The following is a 14,358-nucleotide window of genomic DNA, read 5'->3' on the forward strand; positions in this document are numbered from 1 at the left end:
TGAGCCGCGGCCCGCTTGCCCTGCGCAGGCGGGCCGCGCTCGTATTCGAGGCTCGTTCGGAGTACATTAGACAAGAATGATTTTAAAACCGGCATTTCATGCCGCCCAGGAGCCGCCCGCCCGATGCAGGACCACCTACCCCGCCGTTCCAGGCGCCAGCGCGTCAACCGCCGCCTGCGCTATCTCTACCTGTCCGCCGCGCAATGGCGGCGCCAGGTGCCAGTCTGGATCGCGGCCATCCTGATCGGCCTGGTGGCCTATGTCTTCGCCCAAGGCAGCCACTGGTCGCACGACCTGTTCTTCAAGGCCTACGACGCGTCGCCGTACTGGAGCCTGCTGATCACCCCGGCCGGCCTGGCGCTGGCGATCTGGATCATGCACCGCTTCTTCCCCAGCTCCGCCGGCGGCGGCATTCCGCAGTCCATCGCGGCGCTGGAGCCCGGCATGCACAAGCTGCGCGAATACTGCTTCACGCTGAAAGCCGCCTTCGGCAAGGTGCTGCTGACCCTGATAGGCATCAGCTCCGGCGCCACCTTCGGCTACGAGGGGCCCATCGTCCAGGTGGGCGCGGCGATCAAGTACTCATTGAACCGCAAGGCCGCGCAGCGCCACGACGGCGCCGCCCGCAGCTTCATCCTGGCCGGCGCCGCCGCCGGCGTGGCCGCGGCCTTCAACGCGCCGCTGGCCGGCATCGTGTTCGCCATCGAGGAAATGGGCCGCACTTTCGACATGCGCGCCAGCTCCACCATCCTGCTGTCGGTGATCGTCGCCGGCCTCACCACTTTCGCCATCAACGGCAACTACAACTACTTCGGCATCGTCCACGTGGCGATGGACAGCAAGCAGGCCTGGCTGGCCATTCCCGTTTGCGGCGTCGTCGGCGGGCTGATCGGCGGGCTGGCCTGCCGCGTGCTGCTGACGCTGTCGCAACGGCTGCCCGGCCCGCTGCACGGCTGGCGCATCCGCTACCCGGTGCGCTTCGCCGCAGGCTGCGGCCTGGCGCTGGCCGTGATCGGCATCATCAGCCACGGCAGCACCTTCGGCACCGGCTACTTCCGCGCCCGCGACATCATCGAGGGCCACGGCGCGGCGCTGCAGGACTACGGCGTGCTGAAGCTGATCAGCATGTTCGTCAGCCACATCAGCGCGGTGCCCGGCGGCATGTTCGCGCCGTCGCTGGCCGTCGGCGCCGGCTTCGGCCTGAACATGTCGCAACTGATGCCCTTCCTGCCGCAGGCCATGGTGGTGCTGCTAGGGATGGTGGGCTTCTTCGCCGGCATGACGCGCGCGCCGATGACCGGCTTCGTCATCGTGATGGAGATGACCGACACTTCGGGCATGATCATCCCGCTGATGGCCACCGCGCTGGTGGCGGCCTCGGTGTCGCGGCTAGTGACCCGGCGCGCGCTGTACGAGGGCCAGGTGCGGCTGTTCCTGCCGCAGTGGCAGACCAAGGCCGGCCAAATTGACCAGCCTGCCGCCCGCACGTAAAATAACTTATTGAAATGATCGGGTATTTCCGGCGGAAATAGCGCCGGCCAACAGCAAGGATTCAATACATGTCGATTCAACAAGATATCCAGCAGACCGTCGCCGACAACTCGGTGGTGCTGTTCATGAAGGGCTCCGCCCAGTTCCCGCAGTGCGGCTTCTCCTCGCGCGCGGTGCAGATCCTGAAGGCCTGTGGCGTGGAAAACTTCCTGACCGTGGACGTGCTGCGCGATCCCGACATCCGCCAGGGCGTCAAGGATTTCTCCAACTGGCCGACCATCCCCCAGCTGTACGTGAAGGGCGAATTCGTCGGCGGTTCGGACATCATGTACGAGATGTTCCAGAACGGCGAACTGCAGGACCTGCTGAAAGACCTGTAAGCTTTTCCAGCAACCCGGCCCTGGCCGGGTTTTGCGTTTTGGAGGCCATCCGCGTTAGAATGATGCCCCATACCATCCACGGCAGCCTTGCGGCTGCCGCTGTCATATGTATTGAAAGCTGTTTGCCGCGCCCGGCAAGCAGCTTTTTGCCAAGGTAGGGAGCCGAAATTGAACATCACCATCGTTGATCATCCGCTGGTACAGCACAAGCTGGGCCTGTTGCGCGAAGCCGATACCAGCACCATGAAGTTCCGCCAGCTGACCCAGGAACTGGCCCGCCTGCTCGCCTACGAAGCCACTCGCGACTTCGAGCTGGAAGCCGTCACCATCGACGGCTGGTGCGGCAAGATCGACGTCAAGCAGATCAAGGGCAAGAAAGTCACCGTGGTCCCCATCCTGCGCGCCGGCATCGGCATGCTGGACGGCGTGCTTGACCTGGTGCCCTCGGCCAAGATCAGCGTGGTGGGCCTGGCCCGCAACGAGGAGACGCTGGAGCCGGTGTCCTACTTTGAAAAATTCGTCGGCAACCTGGACGAGCGCATCGCCATCATCATCGACCCGATGCTGGCCACCGGCGGCTCGCTGATCGCCACCATCGACCTTCTGAAGCGCAATGGCTGCAAAACCATCAAGGCCGTGGTGATGGTGGCCGCGCCGGAAGGCGTGAAGATCGTCAACGACGCCCACCCGGACGTGCAGCTCTACGCCGCCTCGCTGGACAGCCACCTGAACGAGCACGGCTACATCATCCCCGGCCTCGGCGACGCCGGCGACAAGATCTTCGGCACCAAGCAGGCCTGAGCGCCATGCATTCCGATCAGCCGCCCGTTGCTTCCGCAGCCGGCGGCTTTTTTGCAAGCCCGCAAGGATGAAGGATGAACGTCATGGATGACCGCTACGCCGCGATAGACGCTGACTTTCTCGCCCGCTTCCCGGGCGGCTTCCAGGACCCGGACTGGCAGACGCTGGCGCGCAGGCACAAAAGCTACGCCAAGGCCGAGGCGCTGTGCCAGAGCGAGCTGGCCCGCGACAAGCTGGACGCGGCGCTCGCCAGCGGCAAGCTGGCCGACGCCACACACACCTGCCGCCAGATCGTCTCGCTGGCCACCACGGTCAGCACTTTCGAGAAGATCGCCTTCCGCAACTACATGGACAACCGCGACCTGAACCTGCCCTTCATCCAGGCCTTGCGCGATGTGCTGCACGATTTCAGCCCGGACAGCTTCGCCGCCTATGTGGACACGCTGGCGATGGCGCGGATGGACCCCAAGGCCAATGCCGCCAAGTGGCCGATCGTCAGCTGTTTTCTGGCTTGCTTCGATCCGCAGCTGCATGTCTGCGTCAAACCGACAACGGTGAAGAAAGTGGCGGCGCGGCTGGGCGTGGACATCCATTACCAAGCCAAGCCCAACTACGAATGCTATCAAGCGGTACAGCGGATGGTGCTGGATTTCCGCAGCCGCAGCATGGTGGCCGCCGATGTGGACAACACGCTGGCGCAGGCGGTGATGTATTGCGCCGTGTGAAGCCGACAAGATTACAAAACGAAAACAAGGAAGAATGATGCTTCAACAACTCAAGCTGGCGGTGTCCGGCGCCCAGATCCTGTTCGTCGCCTTCGGCGCGCTGGTTCTGGTGCCGCTGCTCACCGGCCTGAATCCGGCTATGGCGCTGCTCGGCGCCGGCCTCGGCACCCTGCTGTTCCAGGCCTGCACCGGCCGCCAGGTGCCGATTTTCCTCGGTTCCTCCTTCGCCTTCATCGGCCCCATCATCTACTCCATCCATACCTGGGGCCAGGGCGCGACCATGTTCGGCCTGTTCGCCGCTGGCTTCATGTACTTCGTGTTCGCCGCGGTGGTGCGCTGGCGCGGCATGGCGCTGGTCAACAAGCTGCTGCCGCCGGTGGTGATCGGCCCGGTGATCATGATCATCGGCCTGTCGGTCGCCACCGCAGCCTCCGGCATGGCGATGGGCCAGGCCGGCGGCAAACAGGTGCTGCCGTATGAAACCTCGCTGCTGCTGGCGGCCATCTCGCTGGCCACCACCATCGTGGTATCCATCTACGCCCGCGGCATGTTCAAGCTGGTGCCGATTCTGGCCGGCGTCGTCGTCGGCTACATCGCCGCCGCCTTCCTCGGCGCGGTGGACTTCGCCAAGCTGGCCGCCGCGCCGTGGTTCGCCGCGCCCGCCTTCCACAGCCCGGAAGTCAACTGGGCGGCGGCGGCCTTCATGCTGCCGGTGGCCATCGCCCCGGCCATCGAGCACATCGGCGGCGTGATGGCCATCGGCGGCGTCACCGGCAAGGACTACACCCGCAGCCCTGGCCTGCACCGCACGCTGGCCGGCGACGGCCTGGGCGTGTGCGTGGCCGGCCTGATCGGCGGCCCGCCGGTGACCACCTACGCCGAAGTGACCGGCGCGGTGATGATCACCCGCAACTTCAACCCGGTGACCATGACCTGGGCGGCGGTGTTCGCCATCTGCATGGCCTTCTTCGGCAAGTTCAACGCGCTGCTGCAGTCCATCCCGATGCCGGTGATGGGCGGCATCATGGTGCTCTTGTTCGGCACCATCGCCTCCATCGGCCTGAAGACGCTGATCGAGGCCAAGGTGGACCTGATGGAGCCGCGCAACCTGGTGATCATCTCGGTGGTTCTGACCGCCGGCATCGGCGGCCTGACGCTGAAACTGGGCGACTTCGCGCTGGCCGGCGTCGGCCTGTGCTCGCTGCTGGCCATCATCCTGAACCTGATTTTGCCGCGCCAGGCGGCCAGCCACGACGGCATCGTCGAAGGGCAAGACATCTAGCGCAGCCTCAGCACATCAACATAAACTATTGGATTTAAAAATCTTTCACAACTGATCACACGTCAAAGTGTCTGACAAGGTCTACACTGCAAATCAGCGTCGCGGCCTCATGCCGCGGCGCGGTAGACCGTAGCCAAACTGCTGCCCAAACCAGCCTCACCTGCCCACAGCGGCTTGACGCGGCCTGATTCCAAGCCAAGAACAAGGAAGAAAGCCATGTTGAAAACCCTCGTTGTCACCGCTCTCGCGCTTTTGACGCTTTCCGGCTCCGTGATGGCCGGCGATGGCCTGTCCGTGATGTGGGCGATGCGCGGCAGGATGGACGCCCAGCTGCACGGCCAGCCCGCGCCGATGATTCCGCAGAACAATTCCATCCCGTCCAACAGCTGATCGCAGTCCCGCCGCCGGCCCGCCGGCGGCATTCTCAAACGTACAGCTCTCCCCGCTCCACCGCCAGCTCCAAGCGCTGGATGAACCACTGCATCGCCCGCCCCGGCTGTTCCTGCTTCCAGGCGAAGCACATCGGCGGGAAGCTTCCGTTTTCCTCCTCGGTTTTTTCCACCAGCTCGCCGCTGGCCAGATGGGCTCGCACGTGCGAACGCGGCAGGTGGCCGGTGCCCAGTCCCGCGACGATGGCCTTCAGTTTGGCCTGGCTGCTGTGCACCGTCAGCACCTGCTGTCCTTCCAGCAGCCCGCCGGTCCGCGCCGGCAGGCGGCGCGAGGTATCGCCCACCGCCACCGCCCGATAACGCCTCAGCGCGTGCGGCGGCACCGGCTCCGGCTCCGCGGCCAGCGGATGGCCGGCCGCGGCCACCAGCACGAAATCGTAGTCGCCGATATTGCGGGTGAAGTAATCGCCGGGCGGCGGCTGGTTGGGCGCGCCTATCACCAGGTCGGCGCGGTCGTCGTACAACGCGTCCCAGATGCCACCGAAGCTTTCGCGGATGAAATGCAGGCGGGTGTCGGACTGCAGCCGGTCGAAATCGACGATGGACGGCAGCAACTGCTCGAAGCCGATCAAGTCGCCCACCACGATGCGCAGCCGGTCCTCCCAGCCCTGCGCCTGCTTGCTGACCCTGAGTTCCAGTTGGCGCGCCGCATCCAGCAGGTGGCGGCCGTCCTTCAGCAGCCGCTCGCCGGCCGGCGTCAGCCGCGCCCTATGGCCGCTGCGGTCGTAAATGGCCACGCCCAGGCCCTGCTCCAGCTTCTGCACGGTGTACGTCAGCGCCGACGGCACTTTGAACAACGCCTCGGCCGCCGCGGCGAAGCTGCCGTGCTGTTCGATCGCATCCAGCACCTGGATCGCTTCCAGAGTCAGTTTCATTGCCATACCTGATTCAATTTTTTTGAACGTATTGTTCGGTTCTTTCCGATTTTATCGCAGAGATGTCCGTCCTAGAATGGGATCCGTAACAAGAAGCCAGCGATACTCGAAATAAGACATCAATATTTTTGATGCATAAGCGAAAGCTGGCAATCCACACACTGAAAGGAAACCACCATGCTGAAGCAAACCGCCATCGCCGCCCTGTCCCTGATCCTGCTGTCCGGCGCCGCCATCGCCGGCGAAGGCAACGACAATATGAAAGCCATGCGCGACCGCATGGATGCCCAGCTGCAAGGCCAGTCCCAACAGCAAGTGCAGCAACAGGCTCCGGCCCAGAAGTAATCGCCGCCTGCCGGCAAGAAAAAAGCGCCGTGGACTAGAAGGTCCACGGCGCTTTTTTTATTTCAGTTCAGGCTCGGTCGCCTCGCAAGCGGCCCATCAGCAAGGCATCGTGATAGGCGCCGTTGCGGAACGAGTGCGCGCGCAACCGCCCCTCCTCGACGAAACCGAAACGGCGGTACAAGGCCTGCGCCGCCAGGTTGTCGGGATAGACCGTCAATTCGACCCGCTCGAAGCCTATCCAGTTGTCGGCCAGATCCAGCAAAGCCGCCATCAGCAGCTTGCCGACGCCGCGCCCCTGCCAGCCGCGGTGAACGACGATGCCGAGGCCGGCGATATGCGACAGACGCTCATCATCGAGACGCCACAACCCGGCGCTGCCGACCATCTTGTCCCCGTCCGCTTCGCAAACCAGTTGATAGCGGCCGGCTCGCAGCAGGCCATCCATTCTCGCCCCCAGCTTCCACTCCGATGGATAGGGCAGTTGCAGCGTATTGCCGTAGACGCTGGCGTCTCCGTAAAGCTCGCTCAGGTCCGCCGCGTCGCCTGGCTCCAGATGGCGGATGCGGAATTCGCTCATCGCTCCCCCTCCCCTCGCAAGCGCGCCATCGCCAACACGTCGTGGTAGGCGCCGTCGCGCAGCGCGTAGGCGCGCATCCTGGCTTCCTCGACGAAGCCGAACTTGCGGTACAGACGCTGGGCGCGGGCATTGTCGGAAAACACCGTCAGCTCGACGCGGCGCAGGCCCAGCCAGTCGTCGGCCTGCTCCAGCGCCGCCGCCATCAGCAACGAGCCTATGCCCTGGCCATGCAGGCCGGCGTCGACGCCTATGCCCAGCTCCGCCGCGCGCAGCCGGCGCTCGCGGCCCGACGGTATCAATCCGGCCCAGCCCCGCGCCCGGCCGTCGCCGTCGACCGCCACCAGCACGACCCTGCCGTGCTCGTTTTTCTGCAGCCACTCGCGCCGCTTGCTCAAGGATGGCCAAGGCAGGCCCAGCATGGCGCCGAACACGGCGGGATCGCCGAACATCGCGTTCAAGGCCTCGGCGTCGGACGGTTCCGCATGGCGGATTCGATAGCCGTTCATGACTCAGCCCTCCGCGGCCAGTTCAGCCGGCCCATCACCAGCACGTCCTCCAGCTTGCCGGCGCGCAGCTGCTCCTGGCGCAGCCGGCCCTCGTACTCGAAGCCGAACTTCTCGTACAGCGCGATGGCGCGGGCGTTGTCGTGAATCACCTTCAACTCGATGCGGATCAGCCCCAGCCAGTTGTCGGCCAGATCGACGACGGCGCGCATCAAGGCCCCGCCGACGCCCTTGCCCTGCCAATCGTCGCGCACCACCAGGAACAGGTCGGCGCTGTGGCGCACCCGCATGCCTTCGTTGACGATCAGTCCGGCCGAGCCGACCACCTCGCCATCGGCACAGGCCGCCAGTTGATGGATGTTGGCCGGCCGCTCATTCAGCTGCTTCTCGGTGACGGACAGCGGCTGGTGCGGCAACTGCAAAGTATCGGGATAAACGCCCGGCGCGGTCTTGATGCGGTGGATGGCGGCGGCGTCGGACGGCTCGACGGAACGGATCAGGTAGGACTGGGACATGATGGTCTCCTGGGAGCCATGGCGGGCAGGCTCTGAGTTGATGGGCACAGGCGGGATCGCCGCCAGGCCCGGCAGATCATCATGCCAAATAACTATTGTGCATTGCAATATAATTTTTATGCAGACAAGTAATGCCCCGGCGTCTCCCCGAAGCATCGACGGAAGGCGACGATGAAGGCGCTGCTGCCGGCATAACCCAACTCCGCCGCGCAGTAGCTGACCGACCGCCCCTCGGCCAGCAGCGCCCTGGCCCGCAGCATGCGCAGCCGCTCGCGCCACTCGGCCACCCCCATGCCGGTTTCGGCGCGGAAATGGCGGATCAGGCTGCGCCGCGACATGCCGATGCGGCCGGCCCAGCGTTCCAGATCCCAATCCAGAGACGGGTCATCCAGCAAGGCTTCCGCCAGTTTGCGCAGCGCCGGATGACGCGGCCAGGCCAGGCTGGCTGGATAGGGCTCGGCCCAGGCCAGCTCGTCCGCCAGCACGCCGATCAGCCGCCGGGCGGCGTCCGCGCCGGCCTGCTCCGGCCACGCGCCCAGCCGCTGGAACACGCCCTGCAGCAGCGGCGAGGCCCGCCACACGCGCAGGTCCGGCGGCAGATCCGGCAGCCAGGCGGCATCCAGTTGCAGGCTCCAGCCGCGCAACTCGCCATGATAATGCGCGCCATGCGGCATGCCGGGCGGAATCCAGCCGACGCAGCCGCCCGGCAGCAGGACCTGCCGGCTATCCGCCTCCAGCTCCAGCGCGCCTTCGCTGGCCCATGCCAGCTGCCCCTCGACGTGGGCATGGCCCGCGGTCTGATCGCCGGCGCCGCGCCGCAGCGCCGCCACCGTCAATCCCGGCAGAATGGCTCGCTCCATATTGGCCCTTTATAGATATCTATTGGCACTATATTGAAAGCAGGCCAATCCCGCCAGCGCGATACTGGGCGCTCATTCCACGCAAGGAGTTAGCCATGAAGCACGTACAACACACCGAAGCCCTGTCCGCGATCAATCGCAAAGTCATCGCCGACGGCGAAACGCTGCCGGCGGTGAAGCTGCGCGACGGCAGCACGGTGCAAACCGGCACCGTCGCGACCATGCTGGTCAACATCGCCGCCTACAACCAGGGTGAGCGCGGCGAAGTGGAGCGCCAGCTGGAACTGGCGGTGCCGACACTGTTCAAGGTGGGCCTGTTCGATCTGTTCCCGCCCGAAGAATGGATCCGCGCGGGCAATCCCGGCCGCCAGCTGGTCGGCGAAATGGCCAGCCGCTGGCAAGCTGGCCAATCTGACAACACATAAGCATATTTTCGCGCCGCTCCAGCCCCTCGCCTCCGCTTTGGCGTTAAGCTGTAGCCTCGAATCGACAGGAGCGGAACATGCTGATGCAAAGACAGGAAGCCGGCCTCTTGGTGGTGGACATCCAGGACAAGCTGCTGCCGGCGGTGCATGATGCGGAAGGGCTGCTGGCGCGCAGCCGCTGGCTGATAGGCGTGGCGCGCGACCACGGCCTGCCCATCGTGTTTTCCGAGCAATATCCACGCGGTCTGGGCGGCACGCTGGCCGCGCTGCTGGAGGCCGCGCCCGGCGCGCAGACGGTCGACAAGCTGCATTTCTCCTGCGTGGCTGCCGACTGCCTGCCGCCGGCATTGACGGAAAAGAAACAGATCATCGTCTGCGGCATGGAGGCGCACGTCTGCGTGCTGCAGACCGTGCTGCAGTTGTTGGCCGTCGGCAAGCGGGTCTTCGTCGTCGCCGACGCGATCTCCAGCCGCAAGCCCGCCGACATCGAACTGGCGACGGCGCGGATGCGCGCGGCCGGCGCGGTCATCGTCAGCCGCGAGATGGTGCTGTTCGAACTGCTGGAAAAATCGGGCGGCGACCATTTCAAGGCGATGAGCCAGCGCTACCTGCTGGGCGATCAGCCCTAACGTCTGCTCGCGCTCTTTTAAAACGGCCCCAAACGCAAAAGCCCGCCGGAAACGGCGGGCTTGCTCATGGAAAGCGCGGATCGCGCCAGCGGGCTTACCAGATGCCCTTTTCCACCTTGCCGGCCAGTTCCGGATACTTGTCCGCCTTGAACTCGGGCGCGGCGACGCCGGCCTTCAACTGGCGCTGGTAATCGCCCAGCACGGTGAAGAAGTAGCGCGACAGCAGCACGATGGCCACCAGGTTGATCAGCGCCATCAGGCCCATCGCCAGATCGGCCATGTCCCACACCAGCGGCAGGCTTGCCAGCGCGCCGAACAGCACCATGGCCAGCACCACCAGGCGGAAGCCCAGCAGCGCGCGCTTGTTGCTGCGGATGAACTCGACATTGCCCTCGGCGTAGGCGTAGTTGCCCAGGATCGACGAGAACGCGAACAGGAACATCGCCACCGCCAAGAAGGACACGCCTATCGGGCCAAACTGCGACTCGACCGCCTTCTGCGTCAGCGCCACGCCGCTCAAGCCCTGGTCGTGCACGCCGGACAACAGGATGATGGCCGCGGTGGCGGTGCACACCACCATGGTGTCGATGAAGACGCCGAACATCTGGATCGCGCCCTGGCTGGCAGGGTGCTTGGAAGTGGCCGTCGCGGCGGCGTTCGGCGCCGAGCCCATGCCGGCCTCGTTGGAGAACAGGCCGCGCTTGATGCCCAGCATCATCGCCTGGCTGACCGCGTAGCCGGCCACGCCGCCGGCGGCCTGCTCCAGGCCCAGCGCGCTCTTGACGATCAGCGCCACCAGGCCCGGCAGCTCCGCCGCGTGGATGGCCAGCACGTAGAAGGCCATCAGCAGGTAGATCAGCGCCATCACCGGCACCAGCCATTCCGCCACGCGCGCCACCGAGCGCACGCCGCCGAAGATCACCGGCGCGGTCAACAGCACCAGGCCGATGCCCACCGCGTAGCGGTTCCAGCCCCAGGCGCCTTCCGTCGCGGCGACGATGGAGTTGGCCTGCACCGCGTTGAACACCAGGCCGAAAGCCAGGATCAGGCACAGCGCGAACAGCACGCCCAGCCAGCGCAGGCCCAGGCCTTTCTGGATGTAATAGGCGGGACCGCCGCGGAAGGTGTCGTCATGGTGGCTGGTCTTGAACAGCTGGGCCAGCGTCGACTCGACGAAGGCGCTGGACATGCCGAGCAAGGCGGTCAGCCACATCCAGAACACCGCGCCGGGTCCGCCGGCGGCGATGGCGATGGCGACGCCGGCGATGTTTCCGGTGCCCACCCGGCTGGCGAGGCCGGTGGCGAAAGCCTGGAACGGCGAGATGTCATTCTTGCTGACATGGCCGCCGCGGCCGCCCATCATTTCGCGCCAGCCGCGCGAGAACAGCCTCAGCTGCAGCAGGCCGGAGCGCAGCGAGAAATACAGGCCCACCGCCAACAGCAGGGCGATCAGCACCTTGCCCCACAGCACATCGTTGACGGCATTGATCAAAGAATGAAGCAACTCCATGGTTTTCCTTGTTGTCCTGAGCGTATCGGCGTCCCCGGCGCGAAGCCGCGGGACAGTCTCCCGGTCTGACGCCGGGTGAAATCATTGCGAGCGGCCGCAGGGCCCCCGTTTCATGCTGCGCCTAACGAAGTGGAAGGACAGGCAGGCCGGCGAAGGGCCGCGCGCGGAATGGCTCGAGTGGGGGGAAAGTCACACTGGCAGGGATGTCAGCCGCATCATTCCGCCCTGGGTGGGCGGGAATGCGCAAAAATCTAGCAATAAAGTTCCCATGCTGACAATCAAAAATAAGTAAACGAATTGCAAACAGACTGCCTGAAAAATGTATTCGGGGGAACGCTTGGCCGCCCTATCCAACTGCTAAGCTGAAGCATTCGGCCCGAATCCGGCCTTCCGGATGGCCCGCCGACACAGGAATCGAGGCTCGGATGAAGTCCCTGCTCTGGTGCGTGTTGCTATTGGCCGCCGCGGCCGCCCTTGCCGCCGACAAGCCGCCCTGGCGGCTGGCGGCGGACGCCAATTTCGAGCCATACAGCTATCTGTCCGACGATATGGAGCCCCAAGGGCTGGACGTGGAACTGGTCAGCGCGGTGATGCGCGAAACCGGCCAGCCTTTTCGCATCAGCCTGCTGCCCTGGGAACGGGTGAAACAGCAACTGGCGCTGAAGGAGGCCGACGCCGGCTTCGTGTTCACCGGCACCGCGGAACGCCGCGCGCAATACGATCTGGCCGGCCCGCTGCGCAAGGGCCAGACGGTGTTCGTCGCCATGAAGCGCAACCCGCTGCCGGATTGGCGCGGCCTGGACGATCTCAAGCCCTATGTGATCGGCCAGGTGCGCGGCTACAGCTACGACACCGAATTCGACAAGGCCCCGCTCACCCGCGACGACCACGCCGGCTCGCCGCGCCAGCTGGTGGCGATGCTGCTGGCCGGCCGGGTGGACGTCATCGTCGGCGACAAGGTGCAGCTGATGTACTTCGTCCAGGAGCGCAGGGCGGGCGGCCTGGTGAAAGTGCTGCCCAGGCCGCTGGTGGAGATGCCGCGCTACGTGGCCTTCGCCAAGGGCGATCCGCGCGCCCGGCAGTTCGAGGCGGCGCTGAAGCGGCTGCAGCAAAGCGGCGCGCTGCAGCCGATATTCCAGCGCTGGGCGCAGTGAGCGCTAGCCGCGCGCCGGCAACAGATCCAGCCTGTCGGTGCACAGGCTGTCCACGCCCCAGGCCAGCAGGCGGAGGGCATCGGCCGGATCGTTGACCGTGTAGCACAACAGCTGGTAGCCGGCGGCCTTGATATCGCGGGCCAGTTGCTCAGTCAGGGTCTGGTGGTCGCAATGCAGCGCCACGCAATCCAGCTCCGCCAGAATGGCGCGCCAGTTAGCCGGAATCTCCTCGCACAGGAAGGCGCGCGGCAGCGCCGGCTCGACGGCCTGGGCCGCGCGCAGCGCGTCGATCTCGAACGAGGACAGCAGCGGCGGCGCCGGCGCGCCGGCCCACAGCCGCGCGGCTTCTTGCGCCACCAGCCGGCCGGTTTCCTCGAAGCGCCCCGGGCAGGGCTTGATCTCGATGTTCAGCAGCATGCGCTGCGCCCGGCAGTAGGCCGCCACATTGGCCAGCGTCGGCAGCGCCTCGCCGGCGAAGGCCGCGCCCTTCCAGCCACCGGCATCCAGCTGCGACAGCTCGGCCATGGTCTTGGCCCGGGCAGCGCCCTTGCCGTTGCTGGTGCGGTCCACAGTGTCGTCGTGCAGCAGGAAGCAGACGTTGTCGGCCGACAGCTTCACGTCGCATTCGGCGGCGCGGTAGCCGTAGCGGACGCCCTCCCGAAAGCCGGCGACGGTGTTTTCCGGCGCCAGCGTGCCGCCGCCGCGGTGGGCGACGACCTCAGGATACGGCCAGGCTTGCTTGGGATGCTGCGGCATGCTCGATTCTCCTCTGTGTTTCCGCGTCGAACAGGTGCAGCGATTCGGCGCGCACCGTCACCTCCAGCCGGCTGCCCGGCTCCGGCCGGTGGCCGTGAGCCAGCCGCGCCGCCACGTTCTGCCCGGCCAGCAGGCCGTAGACATAATTATCGGCGCCCAGCATCTCCACGCTGTCCACCCGCAGGCTCAGCGCCTCGCCGCCCTCGCCCGCCGCGCGCAGATGCTCGGGGCGGAGGCCGGCCTTCAGCCGGCGTCCCGCCAGCGCCGGATTCGCCGCCGGCAGGGGCAGCGACACGCCGTCGCCCAGCAGCAGCCGCTCGCCGCGCGCGTCAGCCTGCGCGTCGAACAGGTTCATCCCCGGCGAGCCCATGAAGGCGGCGACGAAGGCGGTGGCCGGCCGGTCGTAGATATCGTCCGGCGCGCCGATCTGCTCGATATGGCCCTTGTTCAGCACGATCACCCGGTCGGCCAGCGTCATCGCCTCCACTTGGTCGTGGGTCACGTACAGGCTGGTAGTGGCCAGCCGGCGGTGCAGGCGCTGGATTTCCAGCCGCATCTGGCCCCGCAGCTTGGCATCCAGGTTGGACAGCGGCTCGTCGAACAGGAATACCGCCGGCTCGCGCACGATGGCGCGGCCCATCGCCACGCGCTGGCGCTGGCCGCCGGACAGCTCGCGCGGCCTGCGCTGCAACAGCTGCTCCAGCTCCAGCACCGCCGCCACCTTCAGCACCCGCTCCATCACCTCAGCCTTCTTCAGGCCCTTGAGCTTAAGCGCGTACCCCATGTTCTCCGCCACCGTCATGTGCGGATACAGCGCGTAGTTCTGGAACACCATCGCGATGTCGCGGTCCTTGGGCTCCAACTGGTTCACCAGCCGCTCGCCGATGCGGATCTCGCCGTCCTCGGTGCTCTCCAGCCCGGCCACCATCCGCAGCAGCGTGGATTTGCCGCAACCGGACGGGCCGACGATGACCACGAACTCGCCGTCGGCGATCTCCGCCGAAATCTCTTCCAGCACCCGGCGCTCGGCGCCGGGATAGCGCTTGGCGATATTCTTCAGACTCAGTTTTGCCATTTGGCG

Annotated in this window: 18 protein-coding genes; 10 read left to right on the forward strand and 8 right to left on the reverse strand. The window is 65.9% G+C overall.

Features of this window, described 5'->3' with window-relative positions:
- Positions 1–123: 123 nt before the first annotated feature.
- The 6 genes from BKX93_RS08960 to BKX93_RS25100 all read left to right on the forward strand — a co-directional run bounded on the left by BKX93_RS08960 (position 124) and on the right by BKX93_RS25100 (position 5,069).
- On the forward strand, positions 124–1,491 hold the full coding sequence (locus BKX93_RS08960) for a chloride channel protein (RefSeq protein ID WP_046157361.1): 1,368 nt from the start codon (positions 124–126) through the stop codon (positions 1,489–1,491).
- Between the two features lie 68 nt (positions 1,492–1,559).
- Positions 1,560–1,871 (forward strand): Grx4 family monothiol glutaredoxin, encoded by a 312-nt coding sequence (gene grxD / locus BKX93_RS08965; protein ID WP_046157362.1) that lies wholly within the window; start codon positions 1,560–1,562, stop codon positions 1,869–1,871.
- Between the two features lie 168 nt (positions 1,872–2,039).
- A complete protein-coding gene (upp, locus tag BKX93_RS08970) occupies positions 2,040–2,672 on the forward strand; it encodes a uracil phosphoribosyltransferase (RefSeq protein ID WP_021476648.1) in 633 nt (210 codons plus the stop codon).
- A 74-nt stretch (positions 2,673–2,746) separates the two neighbouring features.
- On the forward strand, positions 2,747–3,397 hold the full coding sequence (locus BKX93_RS08975) for a hypothetical protein (protein ID WP_244887255.1): 651 nt from the start codon (positions 2,747–2,749) through the stop codon (positions 3,395–3,397).
- A gap of 37 nt (positions 3,398–3,434) precedes the next feature.
- Positions 3,435–4,679: a uracil-xanthine permease family protein gene (locus BKX93_RS08980; RefSeq protein WP_046166794.1), complete on the forward strand. Its 1,245-nt coding sequence runs from the start codon at positions 3,435–3,437 to the stop codon at positions 4,677–4,679.
- 216 nt (positions 4,680–4,895) lie between these two features.
- A complete protein-coding gene (locus tag BKX93_RS25100; RefSeq protein WP_186009512.1) occupies positions 4,896–5,069 on the forward strand; it encodes a hypothetical protein in 174 nt (57 codons plus the stop codon).
- 34 nt (positions 5,070–5,103) lie between these two features.
- On the opposite strand, the gene BKX93_RS08985 is transcribed toward BKX93_RS25100, so the two are convergent.
- On the reverse strand, positions 5,104–6,003 hold the full coding sequence (locus BKX93_RS08985; RefSeq protein WP_083340485.1) for a LysR family transcriptional regulator: 900 nt from the start codon (positions 6,001–6,003) through the stop codon (positions 5,104–5,106).
- Between the two features lie 177 nt (positions 6,004–6,180).
- On the opposite strand from BKX93_RS08985, the gene BKX93_RS25105 reads away from it, so the two are divergent.
- Positions 6,181–6,348 (forward strand): hypothetical protein, encoded by a 168-nt coding sequence (locus tag BKX93_RS25105; RefSeq protein WP_166440142.1) that lies wholly within the window; start codon positions 6,181–6,183, stop codon positions 6,346–6,348.
- A 67-nt stretch (positions 6,349–6,415) separates the two neighbouring features.
- Here the strand turns inward: BKX93_RS25105 and BKX93_RS08990 are convergent, their stop codons facing one another.
- The 4 genes from BKX93_RS08990 to BKX93_RS09005 all read right to left on the reverse strand — a co-directional run bounded on the left by BKX93_RS08990 (position 6,416) and on the right by BKX93_RS09005 (position 8,803).
- The gene (locus BKX93_RS08990) at positions 6,416–6,925 is read right to left on the reverse strand and encodes a GNAT family N-acetyltransferase (protein ID WP_070979565.1); all 510 of its coding nucleotides are present in this window, start codon (positions 6,923–6,925) and stop codon (positions 6,416–6,418) included.
- Positions 6,922–7,431: a GNAT family N-acetyltransferase gene (locus tag BKX93_RS08995; RefSeq protein ID WP_046166792.1), complete on the reverse strand. Its 510-nt coding sequence runs from the start codon at positions 7,429–7,431 to the stop codon at positions 6,922–6,924. The genes BKX93_RS08990 and BKX93_RS08995 overlap by 4 nt, the downstream gene beginning before the upstream one ends.
- Entirely contained in the window at positions 7,428–7,943 is a 516-nt protein-coding gene (locus BKX93_RS09000) for a GNAT family N-acetyltransferase (RefSeq protein ID WP_046166791.1), read from the reverse strand. The genes BKX93_RS08995 and BKX93_RS09000 overlap by 4 nt, the downstream gene beginning before the upstream one ends.
- A 116-nt stretch (positions 7,944–8,059) precedes the next feature.
- The gene (locus BKX93_RS09005) at positions 8,060–8,803 is read right to left on the reverse strand and encodes a helix-turn-helix transcriptional regulator (protein WP_046157377.1); all 744 of its coding nucleotides are present in this window, start codon (positions 8,801–8,803) and stop codon (positions 8,060–8,062) included.
- Between the two features lie 95 nt (positions 8,804–8,898).
- On the opposite strand from BKX93_RS09005, the gene BKX93_RS09010 reads away from it, so the two are divergent.
- Together BKX93_RS09010 and BKX93_RS09015 are read left to right on the forward strand one after the other, a co-directional pair.
- On the forward strand, positions 8,899–9,228 hold the full coding sequence (locus BKX93_RS09010) for a DUF7709 family protein (RefSeq protein WP_046157378.1): 330 nt from the start codon (positions 8,899–8,901) through the stop codon (positions 9,226–9,228).
- Positions 9,229–9,305: 77 nt separating this feature from the next.
- Positions 9,306–9,857 (forward strand): hydrolase, encoded by a 552-nt coding sequence (locus BKX93_RS09015; RefSeq protein WP_046157379.1) that lies wholly within the window; start codon positions 9,306–9,308, stop codon positions 9,855–9,857.
- 94 nt (positions 9,858–9,951) lie between these two features.
- Here BKX93_RS09015 and BKX93_RS09020 read toward each other — a convergent pair whose 3' ends face one another.
- The gene (locus tag BKX93_RS09020; protein ID WP_046166790.1) at positions 9,952–11,367 is read right to left on the reverse strand and encodes an alanine/glycine:cation symporter family protein; all 1,416 of its coding nucleotides are present in this window, start codon (positions 11,365–11,367) and stop codon (positions 9,952–9,954) included.
- Between the two features lie 425 nt (positions 11,368–11,792).
- Between BKX93_RS09020 and BKX93_RS09025 the strand changes: the two genes are divergently transcribed.
- Positions 11,793–12,521 (forward strand): substrate-binding periplasmic protein, encoded by a 729-nt coding sequence (locus tag BKX93_RS09025; protein WP_046157382.1) that lies wholly within the window; start codon positions 11,793–11,795, stop codon positions 12,519–12,521.
- A 3-nt stretch (positions 12,522–12,524) separates the two neighbouring features.
- On the opposite strand, the gene ugpQ is transcribed toward BKX93_RS09025, so the two are convergent.
- Both ugpQ and BKX93_RS09035 read right to left on the reverse strand, forming a co-directional pair.
- Positions 12,525–13,277, reverse strand: coding sequence for a glycerophosphodiester phosphodiesterase (gene ugpQ / locus BKX93_RS09030; protein ID WP_070979567.1), 753 nt, complete (start codon positions 13,275–13,277; stop codon positions 12,525–12,527).
- Positions 13,240–14,352: a sn-glycerol-3-phosphate import ATP-binding protein UgpC gene (locus BKX93_RS09035; protein WP_070979569.1), complete on the reverse strand. Its 1,113-nt coding sequence runs from the start codon at positions 14,350–14,352 to the stop codon at positions 13,240–13,242. Before BKX93_RS09035 ends, ugpQ begins: the two co-directional genes overlap by 38 nt.
- Positions 14,353–14,358: the final 6 nt, after the last annotated feature.

It is taken from the genome of Chromobacterium vaccinii (genome assembly GCF_001855275.1).
GTDB lineage: Bacteria > Pseudomonadota > Gammaproteobacteria > Burkholderiales > Chromobacteriaceae > Chromobacterium > Chromobacterium vaccinii.

What these genes read in the sequence shown, in the direction of transcription:
- BKX93_RS08960 (WP_046157361.1), top strand. Translation starts at nt 124, where the DNA reads ATGCAGGACCACCTACCCCGCCGTTCCAGGCGCCAGCGCGTCAACCGC.
- grxD (WP_046157362.1), top strand. Translation starts at nt 1,560, where the DNA reads ATGTCGATTCAACAAGATATCCAGCAGACCGTCGCCGACAACTCGGTG.
- BKX93_RS08975 (WP_244887255.1), top strand. Translation starts at nt 2,747, where the DNA reads ATGAACGTCATGGATGACCGCTACGCCGCGATAGACGCTGACTTTCTC.
- BKX93_RS08980 (WP_046166794.1), top strand. Translation starts at nt 3,435, where the DNA reads ATGCTTCAACAACTCAAGCTGGCGGTGTCCGGCGCCCAGATCCTGTTC.
- BKX93_RS25100 (WP_186009512.1), top strand. Translation starts at nt 4,896, where the DNA reads ATGTTGAAAACCCTCGTTGTCACCGCTCTCGCGCTTTTGACGCTTTCC.
- BKX93_RS08985 (WP_083340485.1), bottom strand. Translation starts at nt 6,003, where the DNA reads ATGAAACTGACTCTGGAAGCGATCCAGGTGCTGGATGCGATCGAACAG.
- BKX93_RS25105 (WP_166440142.1), top strand. Translation starts at nt 6,181, where the DNA reads ATGCTGAAGCAAACCGCCATCGCCGCCCTGTCCCTGATCCTGCTGTCC.
- BKX93_RS08990 (WP_070979565.1), bottom strand. Translation starts at nt 6,925, where the DNA reads ATGAGCGAATTCCGCATCCGCCATCTGGAGCCAGGCGACGCGGCGGAC.
- BKX93_RS08995 (WP_046166792.1), bottom strand. Translation starts at nt 7,431, where the DNA reads ATGAACGGCTATCGAATCCGCCATGCGGAACCGTCCGACGCCGAGGCC.
- BKX93_RS09000 (WP_046166791.1), bottom strand. Translation starts at nt 7,943, where the DNA reads ATGTCCCAGTCCTACCTGATCCGTTCCGTCGAGCCGTCCGACGCCGCC.
- BKX93_RS09005 (WP_046157377.1), bottom strand. Translation starts at nt 8,803, where the DNA reads ATGGAGCGAGCCATTCTGCCGGGATTGACGGTGGCGGCGCTGCGGCGC.
- BKX93_RS09010 (WP_046157378.1), top strand. Translation starts at nt 8,899, where the DNA reads ATGAAGCACGTACAACACACCGAAGCCCTGTCCGCGATCAATCGCAAA.
- BKX93_RS09015 (WP_046157379.1), top strand. Translation starts at nt 9,306, where the DNA reads ATGCTGATGCAAAGACAGGAAGCCGGCCTCTTGGTGGTGGACATCCAG.
- BKX93_RS09020 (WP_046166790.1), bottom strand. Translation starts at nt 11,367, where the DNA reads ATGGAGTTGCTTCATTCTTTGATCAATGCCGTCAACGATGTGCTGTGG.
- BKX93_RS09025 (WP_046157382.1), top strand. Translation starts at nt 11,793, where the DNA reads ATGAAGTCCCTGCTCTGGTGCGTGTTGCTATTGGCCGCCGCGGCCGCC.
- ugpQ (WP_070979567.1), bottom strand. Translation starts at nt 13,277, where the DNA reads ATGCCGCAGCATCCCAAGCAAGCCTGGCCGTATCCTGAGGTCGTCGCC.
- BKX93_RS09035 (WP_070979569.1), bottom strand. Translation starts at nt 14,352, where the DNA reads ATGGCAAAACTGAGTCTGAAGAATATCGCCAAGCGCTATCCCGGCGCC.